13 protein-coding genes and 1 tRNA gene are annotated in these 16,384 nt (G+C 35.9%); 9 read left to right on the forward strand and 5 right to left on the reverse strand.

Translation table 11 applies throughout. The features are described from left to right. Window position 1: 1 nt before the first annotated feature. Genes FJA49_RS09555 through FJA49_RS09565 form a run of 3 tightly spaced genes read right to left on the reverse strand, consistent with a single transcriptional unit; the run spans window position 2 to window position 3,354 of the window. Window positions 2–1,393 carry a tetratricopeptide repeat protein gene (locus tag FJA49_RS09555; protein ID WP_140000756.1) on the reverse strand — a complete coding sequence of 464 codons (1,392 nt, stop codon included), beginning with the start codon at window positions 1,391–1,393 and terminating at the stop codon, window positions 2–4. After that, the gene (locus tag FJA49_RS09560) at window positions 1,386–2,627 is read right to left on the reverse strand and encodes a hypothetical protein (protein ID WP_140000757.1); all 1,242 of its coding nucleotides are present in this window, start codon (window positions 2,625–2,627) and stop codon (window positions 1,386–1,388) included. Before FJA49_RS09560 ends, FJA49_RS09555 begins: the two co-directional genes overlap by 8 nt. Continuing rightward, a complete protein-coding gene (locus tag FJA49_RS09565; RefSeq protein WP_140000758.1) occupies window positions 2,620–3,354 on the reverse strand; it encodes a type III pantothenate kinase in 735 nt (244 codons plus the stop codon). Before FJA49_RS09565 ends, FJA49_RS09560 begins: the two co-directional genes overlap by 8 nt. A gap of 99 nt (window positions 3,355–3,453) precedes the next feature. Here FJA49_RS09565 and FJA49_RS09570 point away from each other — a divergent pair. The 9 genes from FJA49_RS09570 (at window position 3,454) to FJA49_RS09610 (ending at window position 10,471) form a co-directional block, all read left to right on the forward strand. Further along, window positions 3,454–3,526 (forward strand) — tRNA-Phe (locus FJA49_RS09570). A 181-nt stretch (window positions 3,527–3,707) separates the two neighbouring features. After that, window positions 3,708–3,938 carry a thioredoxin domain-containing protein gene (locus tag FJA49_RS09575; protein ID WP_140000759.1) on the forward strand — a complete coding sequence of 77 codons (231 nt, stop codon included), beginning with the start codon at window positions 3,708–3,710 and terminating at the stop codon, window positions 3,936–3,938. Window positions 3,939–3,949: 11 nt separating this feature from the next. Beyond that, window positions 3,950–4,210, forward strand: coding sequence for a DUF2024 family protein (locus FJA49_RS09580; RefSeq protein ID WP_140000760.1), 261 nt, complete (start codon window positions 3,950–3,952; stop codon window positions 4,208–4,210). A 154-nt stretch (window positions 4,211–4,364) separates the two neighbouring features. Continuing rightward, the gene (locus FJA49_RS09585; protein WP_140000761.1) at window positions 4,365–4,973 is read left to right on the forward strand and encodes a MarR family winged helix-turn-helix transcriptional regulator; all 609 of its coding nucleotides are present in this window, start codon (window positions 4,365–4,367) and stop codon (window positions 4,971–4,973) included. An 81-nt stretch (window positions 4,974–5,054) separates the two neighbouring features. After that, window positions 5,055–5,621, forward strand: coding sequence for a hypothetical protein (locus FJA49_RS09590; protein WP_140000762.1), 567 nt, complete (start codon window positions 5,055–5,057; stop codon window positions 5,619–5,621). A 173-nt stretch (window positions 5,622–5,794) separates the two neighbouring features. Continuing rightward, window positions 5,795–6,799: a hypothetical protein gene (locus FJA49_RS09595; protein WP_140000763.1), complete on the forward strand. Its 1,005-nt coding sequence runs from the start codon at window positions 5,795–5,797 to the stop codon at window positions 6,797–6,799. A 3-nt stretch (window positions 6,800–6,802) separates the two neighbouring features. Next, entirely contained in the window at window positions 6,803–7,903 is a 1,101-nt protein-coding gene (locus FJA49_RS09600) for an RNA polymerase sigma factor (protein ID WP_140000764.1), read from the forward strand. Beyond that, entirely contained in the window at window positions 7,890–8,795 is a 906-nt protein-coding gene (locus tag FJA49_RS09605) for a hypothetical protein (RefSeq protein ID WP_140000765.1), read from the forward strand. The genes FJA49_RS09600 and FJA49_RS09605 overlap by 14 nt, the downstream gene beginning before the upstream one ends. Before the next feature lie 113 nt (window positions 8,796–8,908). Next, window positions 8,909–10,471 (forward strand): hypothetical protein, encoded by a 1,563-nt coding sequence (locus FJA49_RS09610; protein WP_140000766.1) that lies wholly within the window; start codon window positions 8,909–8,911, stop codon window positions 10,469–10,471. Window positions 10,472–10,571: 100 nt separating this feature from the next. On the opposite strand, the gene FJA49_RS09615 is transcribed toward FJA49_RS09610, so the two are convergent. Both FJA49_RS09615 and FJA49_RS09620 read right to left on the reverse strand, forming a co-directional pair. Then, window positions 10,572–13,328, reverse strand: a complete 2,757-nt coding sequence (locus FJA49_RS09615; protein ID WP_140000767.1) for an AsmA-like C-terminal region-containing protein — start codon at window positions 13,326–13,328, stop codon at window positions 10,572–10,574. Window positions 13,329–13,455: 127 nt separating this feature from the next. Further along, window positions 13,456–16,356, reverse strand: coding sequence for an alpha-amylase family glycosyl hydrolase (locus FJA49_RS09620; protein ID WP_140000768.1), 2,901 nt, complete (start codon window positions 16,354–16,356; stop codon window positions 13,456–13,458). Between the last annotated feature and the right edge of the window lie 28 nt (window positions 16,357–16,384).

The following is a 16,384-nucleotide window of genomic DNA, read 5'->3' on the forward strand; positions in this document are numbered from 1 at the left end:
ATTATAATTTTGGAATGCTTACCGATTCACCAATCCAGCATTTAAACGAAATTTGCTCTCCAGCCTTTCGTTTGGCCATAGAAATCTCCTGTTTGGATGGTGCTTGTTTTGTATAATTAGCAAAAAGTTCGTCGGCCGTTTTTTTCATTGTTGGATCAACAGCTCCTGCTTTTTTAGCCGTTTCTGCCGCAAGCCAATAGAGTGCCTTATTCTCAAAAGCATTGTCGGCTGCGCAATCTCTTGTGCTATTGACATAAAGCTGGGAAATAAAAATGTATGACTTCCCAAAATTCGGCTTTACTTCCAATGCTTTTTTAGCAAATTCTCTTGCTTTTTCTTTTTCAGGATAGCCATAAGTAGTCGCTATCAAATAGTACAGCTCCGCTTTTTTGTTTACATCAGTCTGTAATTCTGCCGATTTTGTAAAATATTCAATTGACTGTAGTCTGTTCTTTTCACCTCTGGCAATGATTCCCATTGTATAGGCCGATTTTGCCGTAGGACTCAAAGCATATAGTTTTTCAGAAACTTTGATAAAGAAATCCGATTTGCATTTCTTAGCATCCAAACGGTCTGAAGCTCTTTCGAGCCATAATGCGTTTTCAGAATTTTTGTCGAAATTTTTCTGGTAGAATGCAAGCAACACCTCACAATTGGTTAACTTATCTATTCTAGCATTTACATTTTCTGTAACAATAGTCAATTCACTAACACTTAATTTTGACTGTTGCAAGCTATTCTGCTCTGCTACTGTCAATTTTTCTGTCTGTGATTTCAACGTCAGATTGTCTTTGACCTGATTTAATTTTTTTAATTCCGATTGTACTTTTTCGGCAATCTGATCCAGTTTGGTTAAAAACTGATCTAAAGTAAGTTCTATTTCTTTTTTCTCGTATTGAGACATCAACAATTCTGAATAAATATTCAGAACTTCAGGATTGGTAAACTCAGAATTGTCTAATTGAAAGGCTTTATCCAGGAAGACAAAAATTTCACGGGAGTCTCCAGCCTTGTTGCCATAAAGCAGAAGCGCTTTATTAATCCTGTTTCCCTTTTTATTATTTGGAAAAACCTTATCGTGCTCATCATACAGATTCAAAAGTTCCGTAATCAGCGGGCTCTTTTCTTCTGTGGTATTGGCCTGGTCAACTTTCTGACTAAGTATTTTTTCGCCTAACAGATAAATGGTTTCACTTTCTGTTGGGCATTGTTGTTTTAATTCTTTCCAGCGGTTGTAAATTGTCTGGTCATAACTGTTTTCGCGAATGAATTCTTCAAATGCGACTAGCTTGTTTTTACATTCTGAATTTTGAGCTTTTGCAGCAAAATTAAAACTCAGCATAGCAAAAATAAATGCTCCGGACCTAATACTACGCAAGATTTTTTTATTCATACTTTCTTTTTACAAACCATCTATCATTCAAAGATAAGCTTAAAAATATATTGGCATATGTTTCTTTAACAAGGCCCAAATGAGTTGTTCCTTTTCTTCCGTATTCAAAGCCAATATTCAGGTTTGAGATTGTTCCGCCTACTGGCAATCCCAATCCTAATGTCATTCCATAGTCCTTGATTGAAGTATCGCCTACAACCAATCCGGTATTCTCATATTTAAGTCCGGCTCTGTACGTAACTCTTTTCCAATAGCTTGTAAAAGAATCAAAATTCGGAACAAAATAACCTCCCACACTATATCTTGTAGCATTTTCATAGCTGACATTTGTTATGTCATCATATCTGCTTCCAAATTTACTGCTCTCTTGAAACGTTACCTCTGCTCCAACAAACCACTGTGTTTTTTTTCCAAAACCTGCTCCAAAAGCAAGCTTACTTGGCAACTTCAAATTAGAATCTGCCACATCAATTTCTTTTTCCTCTACTACAATTTCAGATTGGCTGCTGCCTATCAACGTAGCAATCTTTCTTTCATTCTCTGATTTCAGATTAGCTTGCGGACTATAAGTCACACTTGTAACGAAATCATATTTCTTAATTTTTGTTGCAAATACCAATCCTGTATTAAAAGAAACACCGCTCAGATCAGACACATTCAATTCTCGTGTACCATATTGCACATCTTGCGAAAGAAGGCTCTTGGTTTCGATACTTCCAAAGTTATAGCTGAAATCAGCACCCAGGCTCAATTTGGATGTTATTTGATATCCTGCTCCAAAAAACACCTTGTTCATCCCTCCTTTTCCGCTATAGGATCTGCTAGGCTGTCCTTCAACATCAGAGATTGAATTTATTTTGTACCCAACAGATGTATAAGGCATCAAACCAAATCCAACTCCTAGTTTTCCTGCCGGAAAAGCAACCGCCAAATAATCAATCGTGCTTCTTTGTGCTTTTGCCGTAGCTTCACTTGTTTTTAGATTGCTTACACTAAAGCTACCTCCAGCGGTAAAGCTTGTCAGTTTTAATGAAGCAAATGTTGCCGGATTCTGCAAATTCATGTGGATACTGTCAGGCAGGATCGTTAAGCCACCCATCGACCTGTTTTCGGTTGTACCCTTAAATCTTGCATCTCCAATTCCATAAAACGAATATGGCGATGCTGATCCTTCTTGTGCTACAGACGCTAATGAAAAAAGCAAACCTAAGCTTACTATAATTTTTTTAATCATTTTTGATTTTGTATTGAAATAAATGGCTCAAGCTCTCCAAAAGGAAATTTGAATTGGCAAATATGGTATTTTTTAATCGTTTAGCCAAAAATTCTGCGTCACCGCCCGTTAAAATTATCGTAAATTTTGAATAATGCTGTTTATAATCATTTATAAAACCATCTATTTCATTAATGGCTCCATTTACGACTCCTGAATGTATCGATTGGCTGGTCGAATTTCCAATGATGCTTTTTGGGCTATCCAACTCTAATAACGGAAGCCTGGCCGTAAAATTATGCAATGCTTCATAGCGTAGACGCAAGCCCGGCGATATCGCTCCGCCCAGATAATTGTCATTCTCATCAACAAAATCATAAGTGATGCAAGTTCCGGCATCAATAACGAGCCTATTCTGCTCAGGAAATTGCAAAACCGCACCGGCAGCCAGCACCATCCTGTCCATACCGAGTGTTTTTGGAGTTTCGTATAAATTAATAAACGGAAAAGAATCTTCATGGGATATAAAATGAACTTTCAGCCTTTCTCCAAAGCCTAAAAAATCATTTTTGTCCAGACTTCCGACCGAAGCAACGGTCAAAAAGGCCACACTTTGAAATTTTTTTAAAATATTTTCAATATTTTTTTTAAAATCTTTTTTGAGAAAAATAAATTGTTCCAAAATAGTATCATTCTCAAAGACAGCACCTTTAATACGAGTATTGCCAACATCAATTGCTAAAAGCATATCCTTTTGTTTGTTTTTGCGAAGTTACGAATTGATTTTTTTTAAAATTTGTTTTGGATAAATTAAAAATCGTTCTATATTTGCACCCGCATTAGCAACGGTACCTTAGCTCAGTTGGTAGAGCAATGGACTGAAAATCCATGTGTCCCTGGTTCGATTCCTGGAGGTACCACAAGAAAGCCTAAACAAATGATGTTTAGGCTTTTTTATTGCTATAATTCTCCCTATTTTTATTTCATCCTCTTTTATTAATCCTGCCGTTTTCCCAATAAAAAGTTAATTTATATTTATTAGTTAGGATTCCTTACTAATTTTGTTCTCGCAATAATGCATTAATCTTAAATAGTTTAAAAATGAAAAAATCAATTTTTTACCATGCAGGTTGTCCGGTTTGTGTAACAGCAGAACAAGAAATCCTATCGTTATTGGACAATTCAAACTTAGAGATTGTCAATTTAGGCGAGGCAAAAGATAGGCTAGCAGAAGCAGAAAAAGCGGGCTTGAAATCAGTTCCAGCTTTGGTAACGCCAACAGGAAACGTACTGCATATTAATTTTGGTGCGGCTTTATCTGACCTAAAATAACTTGAAATCGTATGAAAGTAGCAGTTTGGGATACTTATGTAACCAAAAAAGATGGAAGTATCATGCATTTTGACATTCTTGCACCTGATGAGATATCCGACTTAGAAACGATTTATGCTTTTGGAAAAGACTATCTGAAATCAAAAAATGAAGAAAATTCGCATCTCACGGCCAAAGAATGTAATTTTTGCCATATCGAAAGTGCAACAGAAGAAATTGTTGCCAGCGTAGAACAAAAAGGATACTTCATAATCGAAATGGAAGGATGCTAAGCAATCTCATCATCGAACCTCAAAGTTTCACATCCGATATTTTGGGTGTGAAACTTTAATCTTTTACTGCCTGATAAAGTTTATATGCCCTACCTTATCAAAAATAATTAATTTTGGCAGAGGCGAATATTGCAAACTATTTTGAATATATCATATGTCAATTTTTAATCTTAATACGCAAAACGAAAATCTTGACAACAAAATAGTTGCAGGCCTGGAAAGACTATCGCACGTTTTTAAGGCCCTCTTATGGGAAAAAGCCAAGGAACATTCGCTAAGCCCGATCCAAATCCAGCTGCTTATCTTTATCCTCAACCATACGCAGGAAAAATCGACAGTAAGTTATCTGGCTAAAGAATTTAATGTCACCAAGCCGACCATAAGCGATGCCGTTAGGATTTTGGAAGCCAAAAAAATGATTGAGAAATCAACCGATTTGAATGATACCAGAAGCTATACAATCCTGCTTACCGAAATCGGAAAGAAAATAGTAGCCGAAACGGAAGATTTTCCAAACCCAGTCACTAAAATCATTTCCCAGGCCAGTGATGATGATAAGGAAATTATCTGGAAAAACATTTCCGATCTTATTATTGGACTGAACCGATTGAACATTATTGATGTCCAGAGGACTTGCTATAACTGCAAATATTATTCTCAAGTGGGCTCTGAACACTTTTGCGACTTGCTCGTGATGAAATTAGAAGATAGGGACATCCGCATTGATTGTCCTGAATTTCATGATAAGTCTATGGCTTACTAGCCTAAAAAATCATCTTTTTAAATACTGTAAAATTTCATGTGTCACTGGTTCGATTCCTGGAGGTACCACAAATAATTGATAATGATCGATAATAACATTACAAAAATTGCAAACCAAGCCAGTTTAAAAATTTTAGACAACAATAGAACTGTGGACATAAGTCACAAATTCAGGTGGAATGATAAATCAATTTGGGGAGTGTTATTTTTTGCGGGCGGCGGTGGATTTTTGGTTGTTGTATCCTTCATTAAAACATCAGACTTAACATCAAAATTGTTAGGAGTTGTGATTGGACTTTCATTGTTTGCCTTATCACTTTTGATAATCATTCGACAAATTTCCGATAAAGTAAAAATCACTGAAAACAGTATCTCATTTCGACATAATCTAAAATGGACAACAATTCCTTTAAGCGAAGAAATGAAAATAAAAATGAAAACTGAAGTAATTAAAATTAGGAGAGTTGGAACGATAGGTTCGGACTTTATTGTTGTTACCCATTATTTGCAGTACTTAAACAAAGAAATAACTATTCTAAAATTTCAGATGGATAATTTATATAAAGAAGACGCAACAAAATTAGGCACTGAGATAACAAATATAATCAGCGCTAAAATTCGACAATCTAATTTTAGAAATACTTACTAACCTCAAAAGCCATTTTATATAGGTAGTTAAGCTGTTACCAAAACCTTAGCAACCACATCACAAGCAACAATTTTATCCTTTCTGCATTTATTTTACTTTTTTACTGCAACCATTTCAAATTTTTCACTCTTATCATAAAATTAAAGTATATTAACTCCAATTTATTTTTACTTATGAAAAAGATTTTACTTATTCTGACTCTATGTACTGGCTTGTTACAAATTTCTTGTAGTGAGGATTCGGTTACAGATTCAAATTCAACAAATGTACCAACTAACAACTCTGTAGATGTTTATGTGGCAGGCCAGAAAGACAACCAGGCTTGTTATTGGAAAAACAATCAACCTGTATTATTGGAATCAGGAGGAATAACGGCTCCTATAGCTAACAAAATTACAGTAGTAAACAATGATGTATATGTTCTTGGTATGGGCGCTGGTACAACTACTTTAGAAGTTTTCCCAATGTTTTGGAAAAATGGTGTATTGACTAATTTAAAAACTAGTCTCAGCACAGCAGACGAGGAGGTCATGACTATAACTGATTTTGAAGTAGTTGGCAGCGACGTCTATTTTGTTGGCTATACTAAGAGAAGGATTATCACTTTTGAGGATTACAGCCTTGCTTATTGGAAAAATGGCGTCAAGACAGTAGTTCGTGATTATGGTGCTTACGTTCAGAACTATCCTAAAATAAAAGCAGTAAACAATACTGTTTATATAGCCGCTTCTAGCACTGGTGCTTTAACCTTAAATGGTTATTATACAAACAATGTTTTTACCGAAATTCCATTTGCTACAATAACTGGCTTAGCTAAAAACAATAACGAAGTATATGCCTACGGAACGGCAAACTTTGGTGGCTATTATAAAAACATTACTACTGGTACAGAAACTACTTTTCCAGCTGTAGCTGCCATTTCATCAATGTATTTTGAAAGTAACAATCTGTATCTTACAGATGTAGCGAGCATTTATAAAAACGGGGTTATGTTTGATGCAGGACAACCTCAATTGGGCGGAATTATGGATTTTAAAATTCTAAACAACAATACCTATAAAGTGACTCAGGTAGGGATTGATAGCTATATTAGCTACCTGACTGTAAATGGAGTTGAGGCAGCACAAATACCAGATTCTCAAGGCACATTTTTATCGCTTTTTGTAGTTCAAAACTAAATTATGAATAGCATTAACTGGAATGATATTTATACAAAGACATCCCCAAAACTCTTGGGGATTTGTCGCAGATATATAAAGGATGTTGCTACAGCCGAAGATATCGTCCAGGATTCTTTTATTGTGGCCATCCAAAAAGAAGATACCCTAAAAGATAAAAGTGCCTTACAGGGTTGGTTGAGCAGGATTGTTATAAACATGGCTATCCATCATTTAAAAGAAGTAAAAAAAATAAACTTTTCAACGCATCAGGATCATGAAATTGTTGATTCAAATACAGTTATGAATACTATCGAAATAGACGCTAAAAGCATACTTCTGTCTGCCGATTTAGAAAGAGACGACATATTAGAAGCTATAGACCGCCTGCCAGAACACCATAAGTCCGTTTTTAATATGTATGTTATTGATCAGTTTTCACATAGCGAAATCAGCAAGATACTTCATATATCGGCAGGTACTTCAAAATCGCATTTATCACGAGCCAGAAAGGCAATTCAGCTTTTTCTATTGGAAAGAATAAAAGAAAAACCAGTAGATGAGAAAAAGAAACGCCGCATTGCGCTCTTGCTTTTTTTAGGTTTTGGAAATCAAATGTTTGCTAATTTTTGCAAAAAACAGTTTCAGGATTTCGAAATAAAACCATTACAATCCTTTGAATCTGCTTCAAATAAAGCAATCATTCCCAGTCAATTTATTGGCCTGGTTAAGATTAATCCTATGCCTAAATTTATAACTCTAGGTATTTGTTTCTTAAGTTTAATAGGAATTGCTTTTTATGCCTACAACTTTGATGTAAAAGATGTTCCGCAAAAAAACCATCCCAAACTAAATTTCGAATCTGCCAACACTACTCCTACTAATCAATTGATAGTAAACGTGGAAGATACGGCAAAAAATGAAGATTATACAATTGAGTCAAAAGACATCGATAAACTCCCTTTAACACAAGAAAAAACAACTCTTTCAAAAAACAATACTCAAAAGATTACAGAAGTAGCAACTACTATTTCACAGAAAGATTCTGTAAAAAATGAACCTCAGAAAGTAGTGATCATCAAAAGGCAAATCGTAAAAAAAGACACTATTTATGTTTCAGAATAAAATCTTAATCCCTTTTTTATTCATTTATACATTTGCCTTTTCTCAAGAAAAAAAGGTAGATACGATTTATGTTTATGAAGAAGTTATCGTTTACGATACCGTCTTTATTGAAAAGCCTCTGATCAAAATAGACAAGGCAGTTTTTACTTCAGAAAACAACAAAAAAGACAAATTAGAACTGTCTCAGAACGGAAAAAAAACCCAAATTCCAGTGGATACACTTGTTCTTATTACTGATAAAAAAAGGATTGATAAGGACAAAAAACAAAGCTGGTTTTTTGGTGGCAAACTGCATCTCGGTTTAGCCAGCAATAGCCTGTTTAAAAAGGTCGATGCTCCCAATCCCGTCGGGTTAGGATTGGGAATTTGGACACGAAAGGAACTATTCAGTTCTGATTTTTCTGTAGGAATTGGGATAGATGCCCTATATTGGACAAGTCCGTTTTCGTTTAATGCCTCCAAAAAGAGCAGTGAACTCAATGGTTATTATTTCACAAAAAACAACGAACCTAAATTATTCCAGTCTATTGAAAGCAAACATTTCCAACTGCAAATCCCAATTCAATTTTATTATAGAATAAATAAGTTTATGCCTTCCATTGGCGGGTTTGTTAGCACAAGCAGCTATAAATCGCAATTTTTAGGCTCATCAGGAAGATTGCCTCGAACCTTAGATGAAACGCAAACATTTAGAGCTGAGGCTTTCCAAATAGGATATTTGGCCGAAGTACAGTATGCTATTTCAAAACAGTTTTCTGTTGCCGTTCATTTTAGTTCCGGAAAAGCAAACAACCTGCTTTTTACCAATAATCAAGATAAGGATCAATCTTTTAAGACGAAGAATGAGTTTTCTGAAAAGAGATTTATGGTTCAGTTAGTGTATAGTTTATAGTTGGTAGTGGATAGTTTTTAAACAAATCATAATTTTCTTATAATAAATCATTTGAGGTTTCTGAACCCGCTTTTTTATTTTTATATTTAAGTGCAGAACAGAAAGAAAACCCTATGGTTTGGTGGAAAAAGACATTGATTGGAATTGGGATTCTTATAGTCCTGGCCTTGATTTTGAACATTGGCCTGAACTATTGGATACGAAAGCAATTGCCAGTTATTATCAACGAAAATAACAATTCGCCTTATCAGATTACCTACAAAACTCTTGAGGTTGCCTTATTTGACGGAAATGCCACCGCTAAGGAAATTACTATCGTTCCAAAATCGTCTTTAAAGAAAACCGATGTCAAGGCCGGGATCTACACCACCATACAAAGCATAAAAGTAGAAGGAATCAGCGCCTGGTCGATTTTGTTTGGCAAAAAAATTGTTGCAGACAAGATTATCATCAACAAGCCTGAAATTATCCTTTTTAAAGACAACGACAAGGCGTTAAACAATCCCAATAGTATTCGGGACAAAGTGGTTGCCCCGTTCAAAAATACGATTTCCGTATCGGATATTTATCTTTTAAATTCCAGCCTTCAGATCATTTCAACGACCGATAATAAAGCGTCGTTGATTGTCCACAATCTGTCTATGCAGCTTGACGGTATTATGCTTGACGATGCTACATTAAAAGAAAAAATCCCTTTTACTTATAAAAATTTCGAAATCGACTGTGATAGTATTTATTATCGTGCAAACGAGTTTTACCATCTAACAGCAAAACAGATACATACCGATAAATCGGATTTAAAAATAGCCGATTTTCGCATGATTCCGGAATATGACCGCCATGAATTTGTCAAGAGGATTCCTAAAGAAAAAGATATTTATACTATTAATGCCAGTGAAATAAAAATAAATAATATGGACTGGGGATTTAAAGACAGTGTTTTTTATTTCAACACGACCAATATCTTTTTTGAAAAGGTTTTTGCTAATATTTACCGTCCGAAAATGCCAGCAGATGATCTTTCAAAAAAACCGCTGTACAACAAGCTTTTGCGTGATATCAAATTCCCGCTTCATGTGGATACACTTGCCATTAGGGAATCTACTCTGGAATATGAAGAAGAAAAGACTTTTGAAAAAGGAGCCGGATTGCTTTCTTTTAATAAGTTCAACATGTTTGTAACCGATATCAATAGCGGTTATGGACATAAAAAACTTCCTGATGTAAAAATCACCGTCAATTGTAAGTTTATGAATGTTTCGCCAATGAAAGTAAACTGGCGTTTTAATGTCTTGGATGCCTCAGACGGATTTAACATCAAAGGAACCATATTCCAGTTTCCCGCCGATAAGCTGAAGCCTTTTACAAAACCCTATATGAACGCTTCTGTTGAAGGAAAACTCAACGAAGTATATTTTAATTTCACTGGGAATGACGTAAAATCCAAAGGAGATTTTGCTATTAAATATGATGATATAAAAGTCACCCTTTACCAGAAAAAGAATCCGAAGAAAAAGAACAAATTGCTTTCTGCCGTGGGCAACTTATTCGTAAAAAACGATTCTGATGAAAAAGTTGTAGAGGCTGAAGTTGAAGTCGAAAGAATTCAGGAGAAATCATTCTATAATTTCTTCTGGAGAAATATAGGTGAAGGATTGAAAAAGACTCTTTTATAATTTTTTGACTATAATGCTTTGCGCCTTAGCGTCTTTGCGAGAAAATAGTTGTTCGCAAAGACGCTAAGGCGCAAAGTTATTTGTTATAAGTTATTACCCTTTATTGACCTTCCGGTTTGGTTTCTTCTATCGCCTCACCAGTCTTGCTGAATACCTTGATTTTAGGATTGTCTTGTGTTCCGGCTACTACAACAGGGATTCCGATTAGTCCAAATGGCGGCAAACCAACACGTATTCTAAGATTTAGTTTTCCGTCAAAGCTCGTTTCTCCTTGCAGGCGCAATCTGAAAAGAGCTACCTTCATCTTGGTCTGCTCGATTTTTATAATATTATTTTTAATTGTTGATTTGATGTCTACCTGGCTCAAATCAGGATTGTCAATACTTTCAAAATCGGTTTTGCTACTAAGCTGGTTAAACAATTTCAGTCCGTTAACTTTTACTTTGCTCAATGAAACAACTCCTTTTCCAACCAACGTAGGATAAACCGGTTTCATTTCTTCATTTAACTGGCCTTTTACGCTATAATCCAAAGAAATAATACCTTCTGCCTTTTCAGCTGATGAAGCCAGTTTTCGGAACATCTCTATTTCGTTATATGCTTTTTTGACATTGAAATTTTTAGCTACGAAGTGAATATCGAAGTTTGCTTTTTTAGCATTAATGTCGTCGTAAAAACCATTAATTCCAACTCTGCATCCAATAATTCCGAAACCTATTTTTTGGAAAAGCAGCTTTCCTCTGTCTAAAGAAGTACTTCCGGTAACATTATCCAAAACAAGTCCGTCATATTCCAGCTTTTTCACATTTGCTAACAACGATACTCTTAGGTTTTCCGGCAACAGAATTACTCCTGTGGCTTCTGCAGTTTTAGTTTCCGGAGTTGATTTTTTCTCAGCTTCTTTTCCTTTTTCAGCAACCGGTTCCTGAGCCATAAATTCATCGGCAGCAATGTATCCTGAGTTGACCTCAAAATGTCCTTTGAGTATGGCATTTTTCTCAAAAAAGAAATTGATAGCGTTTTCAAGACGGCCTTTCATGGCAAAATCAGATTTCCCATAATTGGCACTGAACTTATCAAAATTCAGCTTGTCCTGATGAAAAGTAAAAAGTCCTTCCTGAATAAAAAACGGTTTAGGAAAAAACTCCCAAGTTGCTTTTATATCACGTAGCAGCAAACTGCCTTTGTTGTTTAGCTTACTGTATTGTCCGGTCGTAGCATAGCTCTGTTTTCCTTTCAAGGACAGGTCTGCTTTCGCATAACCTCTAATATCAATACCTTCTTGTCTGAATACCTTGTAGATTTTTGCAATATCAAGTGATCCTTTTGCTTCTACATCATAATTGACATCATCAAAATCAGACAGGATTGCTTTTACATAAATCGGATTTTGCTCAAATACGAAAGAAGCCGGAGTCACATTGATTTTAAGGTCTTTGTATTGTCCTGTTGTGTTTTTGACAGCAGCTACAAACTTAATATCCGTGATTGGATTTGGGTAATATTCTGTTTTAAGGAAACCGTTCTGAAGATTAATTGTTCCATCTGTAACCGGGAAAAGTCTTTTCTCAGCATTGTATTGTCCTTTTGAATTGATGTCGGCCAAAAGCACTCCTTTCAGTTCCAGATTGCTGATTCCCATAGCGCCCATTGCTTTGCCCAAATCCAGTTTTGATTTTATATTGGCTGTCAGGTCAATGTTTTTTAAACCTTTTGAATTTATTTTAGCGCTCAGGTAATCGTTTCCAACATTAAAATGTAACGTATCTAATTTTACCTCGAGTTCTTCTGTTTCTAAGGATGGTAATTTGGTATAAAACTTCAAGGAAATATTTGAGGTTTCAAACGGTGCATCTTTATAAGAAATATTACCTTCTCTGATGTTCATTCCAAATGCCAGATCAGGTTTTCTATTGAGTGATGCATTATAATTTCCTTTGAAGGTAAGCAAGAGGTCTGTTTGTCCTTTTACTTTTGTTTTTTCCAGCCAGGTCACATATTTAGGTGGCAATGCTGTAAAAAGATCGTTCAACTTGCTGTCTTTGGATTCAATTTTTATATCAATATCATACCCGTCTTTCAGGAAGTTCATCTTTCCGATAAAACTTACTGGCAGTTTATTGATACGCAGGTCATTTTGCTGAAAGACAAACGACAATGAGTTGGTATTGATTTTGGTAATAAGATCAGCATCAATTTTTTTGTTTTCCAGATATTTTTCCCCATCAAACGCAAAATCCAGCGATTCAATTTTTGCTTCGGTATAAAGGTCAAAAATCGATTGGTCAAGATTCCCTTTTCCCAGATAGTTAAAACCTCTGGCTTCGAGATTTACCTTTGCAGAAATGTCCTGGTATTTAAGCGCTACGTTCCTGATATCGATTCTTTCAAGACGAATGGACGCTCCTGTGGTATCTTTTGGAGTTTCTTCTTTATCTGAAATATATACGTTGTAATTGGCTTGTCCTATTTCATTTACCTTGACATTGATAAGACCTTTAGAAACATATATTTCATCAATATTTATGTTTCCATCAAAAATCAGGTTTTTTAGGTTGATACCAAACGATACATCTTTTGCTGCTACGAGTGTATCATTTCTATAAGGAGCTGAACCTTTCAATGCAAAATCGTTCAACGTTACTGTCAATGAAGGAAAGTGCTTAAAAAAAGACAGGTTTGATTCTGTAAAGCTCAATTCACCGTCCAGTTTTTTATTAGCAAATGCTTTTACCTGTTCTGCAATCTTCCCCGGAAAAATCATGGGCAAAAGAAACATCAGCAGCAGTATACTTACAATAGTTACTCCGGTTATTTTGAGGACTTTAACTCCTATTTTTTTCAACGACACTTTCATACTGCAAAAATAAGAGTATCAAACTTCATTTCCTAACAAGAAATTTCTTGTTTCAAACAAAAATGCCTTTTCAATTTCTCGAAAAGGCATTTTTTAAAAATCTAATTTTAAAACTAACTCAAAAATCTTATTGCTTCATCAGTTTTAGTGTAGTCTCCTGACCTTCAGAATCTATCACTTTCACGATGTACATTCCTTGATTCAGATTTTCAACTGAATATTGGTAGTCGTTGCTAAAATCACCCTTGAATTCTTTTACCAGCTGACCCGTAATTGAATAAACAGACACTTGTTTTGTGTCCTTACTGATATTGAAAACTCCTTTAGCCGGATTTGGATACAAAGCTATAGCCGTTGTCTTGAAATCATTTCTTTCCAATGCCTGCTTGTTTCCAAAAATCCTGAAGCCATCAATTTCAATAGGGATAATCATGTTTACATCTGTAACTGTTATTGGTGTACCGTCCATCAAATTATACCAGGTTCCAGCATATGGGAAACCGGCTGGAGCATTGTAAGCTGTATTTGTCGCATTAGTCAGTACAAAAACATAACTCAAATCAGCTGTTTGTGATGTACTTGTCCAGATATCCAATCTTGTTCTTCCTGTTTGAGAAAAATTCCAGGCATGGGTTCCGTTTTCAAAAACATTTTCACGTTTTTTGAAGTCGATCATTTTTGCCCAATCGTCATATATTTTTTTTCTTGCAACATCTCCAAGCCAATTGTTTGTCCATTGTGGCTGCGGCTTTGTATCTAACTTACAGTCGCCAGAAATAGCATCATTTGGTGTATTGACTGTTCCGTTATTACAGGTGAAAATAGAACTGTTGTAGCCTAAATCTCCAAAATGATAAATCATTTTTGGACCAGGAACTAATAAATGCAATGCTCCCATTGCCGACATTCTTGCCAAAGTTTTTGGAAGATTACCGTTAGTCTGCCCTGATTCAGTAAGTGCCTTGTAGATTACTCTTTCTTCATCATGGCTTTCTGCATATCCTATAAATCGGTCGGTTGCATCAGCAACTCCTGCTAAGTTAGCACTGTTTCCTTTTAAGAAGTTTGCATAGGCATCTGTCATTTTTCTCCATTGCATGATGCCTTTAGAAATTCCGTCAGCATCACCGGTTTTTCTATAATTTGCCCATTCTACTTCTTCATTATAAGAACCACCTGCTCCTAAATGTTCAAAAATCACATAGAAATTAGGATCGATTGCCCATTGCATATCGGCATAGTATTTTAGTTTAGCCACACGATCTGCCTGATAATTATTGGTACAGGCATCTTGGGCAGAAGCACTTCCAGTGTAAGGGCAATTTTGCGTAAATCCTTTTGTCAAATCCCAACGGAAGCCATCAATCTTGAAATCGTTCATCCAACGCTGTATTGTTCTTTGTACATAATAGCCCGTAAGGTTATTTGGTTCGTTGAAATGATTAAGATCTCGACCTACGCTGTAAGAGTGCATTGCATTTTGATTGCAATACGGATTCTCAGAAGTAACACCATTTGCCCAACCGTCGTTGTCGGTATCCGTCATCCACATTCTTTCCAATGGTGAGCGACCATAAACGTGATTTAATGCAATGTCAAAAATAACAGCAATTCCATTTTGGTGACATAAATCGATAAATTCTTTCAGTTTTGCTTCTGTACCGTATCTTTTGTCTAAGGCCAAATGATATGCCGTGTTATAACCCCAGCTTTCATTGCCTTCAAATTCCATAACCGGCATTAGCTGGATTGCGTTTATCTTAAGGTTTTTAAAATAATCGATACGATCAATCAGATTCTGGTAGGTTCTGTTCGCATCAAAGTCTCTTACCAGAACTTCATAAATTACCAGGTCTTTTTTACTTGGCTTCACAAAGTTAGTTGTCGCCGCACTCCAGTTATAATTATAAAATGCGTTTGGTCCGGTCTGAAGTACTGAAACTTCTCTTTCCTGTCCTGCCGGATAAGCTGGCAAGTTAGGATAAACTCCTAAAGAAGCAATTTCCGGATCATCAAACGGGCTTAGAACCAATGTTGAAAACGGATCTGCAGTTTTAACCAAAGCAGGCGAATTAGCAGGAAGGTTAGTCTGGTCACCTACCCAATATTGGTAAGTATAAACAGTACCTGAAGTTAACCCAGATAATTCAATCCAAAATTTTCCTGTAGTCGGATCTTTTTTCATTGCATACGCTCCTGTTGGCTGCCAGTTGTTAAAACTTCCTGCTACGTATACAAAATCTTTGTTTGGTGCATTTAATACCAATGTTGCTTTTGTTGGGTCTGACGAATTATAGTTGACACCATCACCCATCCCAGCTGGTAAAGCTCCACTAATACTACCCGGGTTTATAATAACCGTAAAGTTTTTTGTGATTGTGGTAGCTCCCTGAGTCACTTCAAGCGAATAATTCTGATTTGAAGTAATTGCTGTATGGGTATAAGAATAGCTTGCAGTACTGGCATTGGTATTGATAGTCGAGCCATTAGATTTTAAGACATAACTCGCATTTCCACCAGTATTGTTAGCCGTAATGGTAAAGTTAGAACCCGAAGCAAGCATAGTGCTGCTATTTTGAGCAGGTGCTGTCAGGTTAACCTGAAAAGTCCCAACTCTAAGCAGAATATCCTGGGATTTTTTGTCTCCATTACCGTTTTTTGCCTTAATCAAAAAGCCTATTCTTCCTATTCCGGTTCTTGCATAAAAAGCGGTTGGAACAAAAGTTATCGAATAAGTATCGTTAGCAGAATTATACGTCAGACGGTTGGCTTCGTTAGAATTTCCCCAATCTCCATTCGTAGGACAATCGGCATTATTTTGATCATTCAGATCGAGAGACCAGGCCCAAATATAAAGCGCATTGCCTGTAACTCCCCAGGTAGCTTCATTAATGCTGCTTCCGTTGAAGGTTAAGGTAATGGATTGGTTCTCTTCGAAAGTCGTTGGAGCGACCGAATAGGTTACGGTTTGCTGCTGCGACCACGCATAGGAAGCAATCAATAAAAATAATAGCGTAATTTTTTTCATATCATATTATTAAAAAAAGCTACCTGAA

Source organism: Flavobacterium microcysteis, assembly GCF_006385255.1.
In the GTDB taxonomy this organism is placed as follows: Bacteria; Bacteroidota; Bacteroidia; order Flavobacteriales; family Flavobacteriaceae; genus Flavobacterium; species Flavobacterium microcysteis.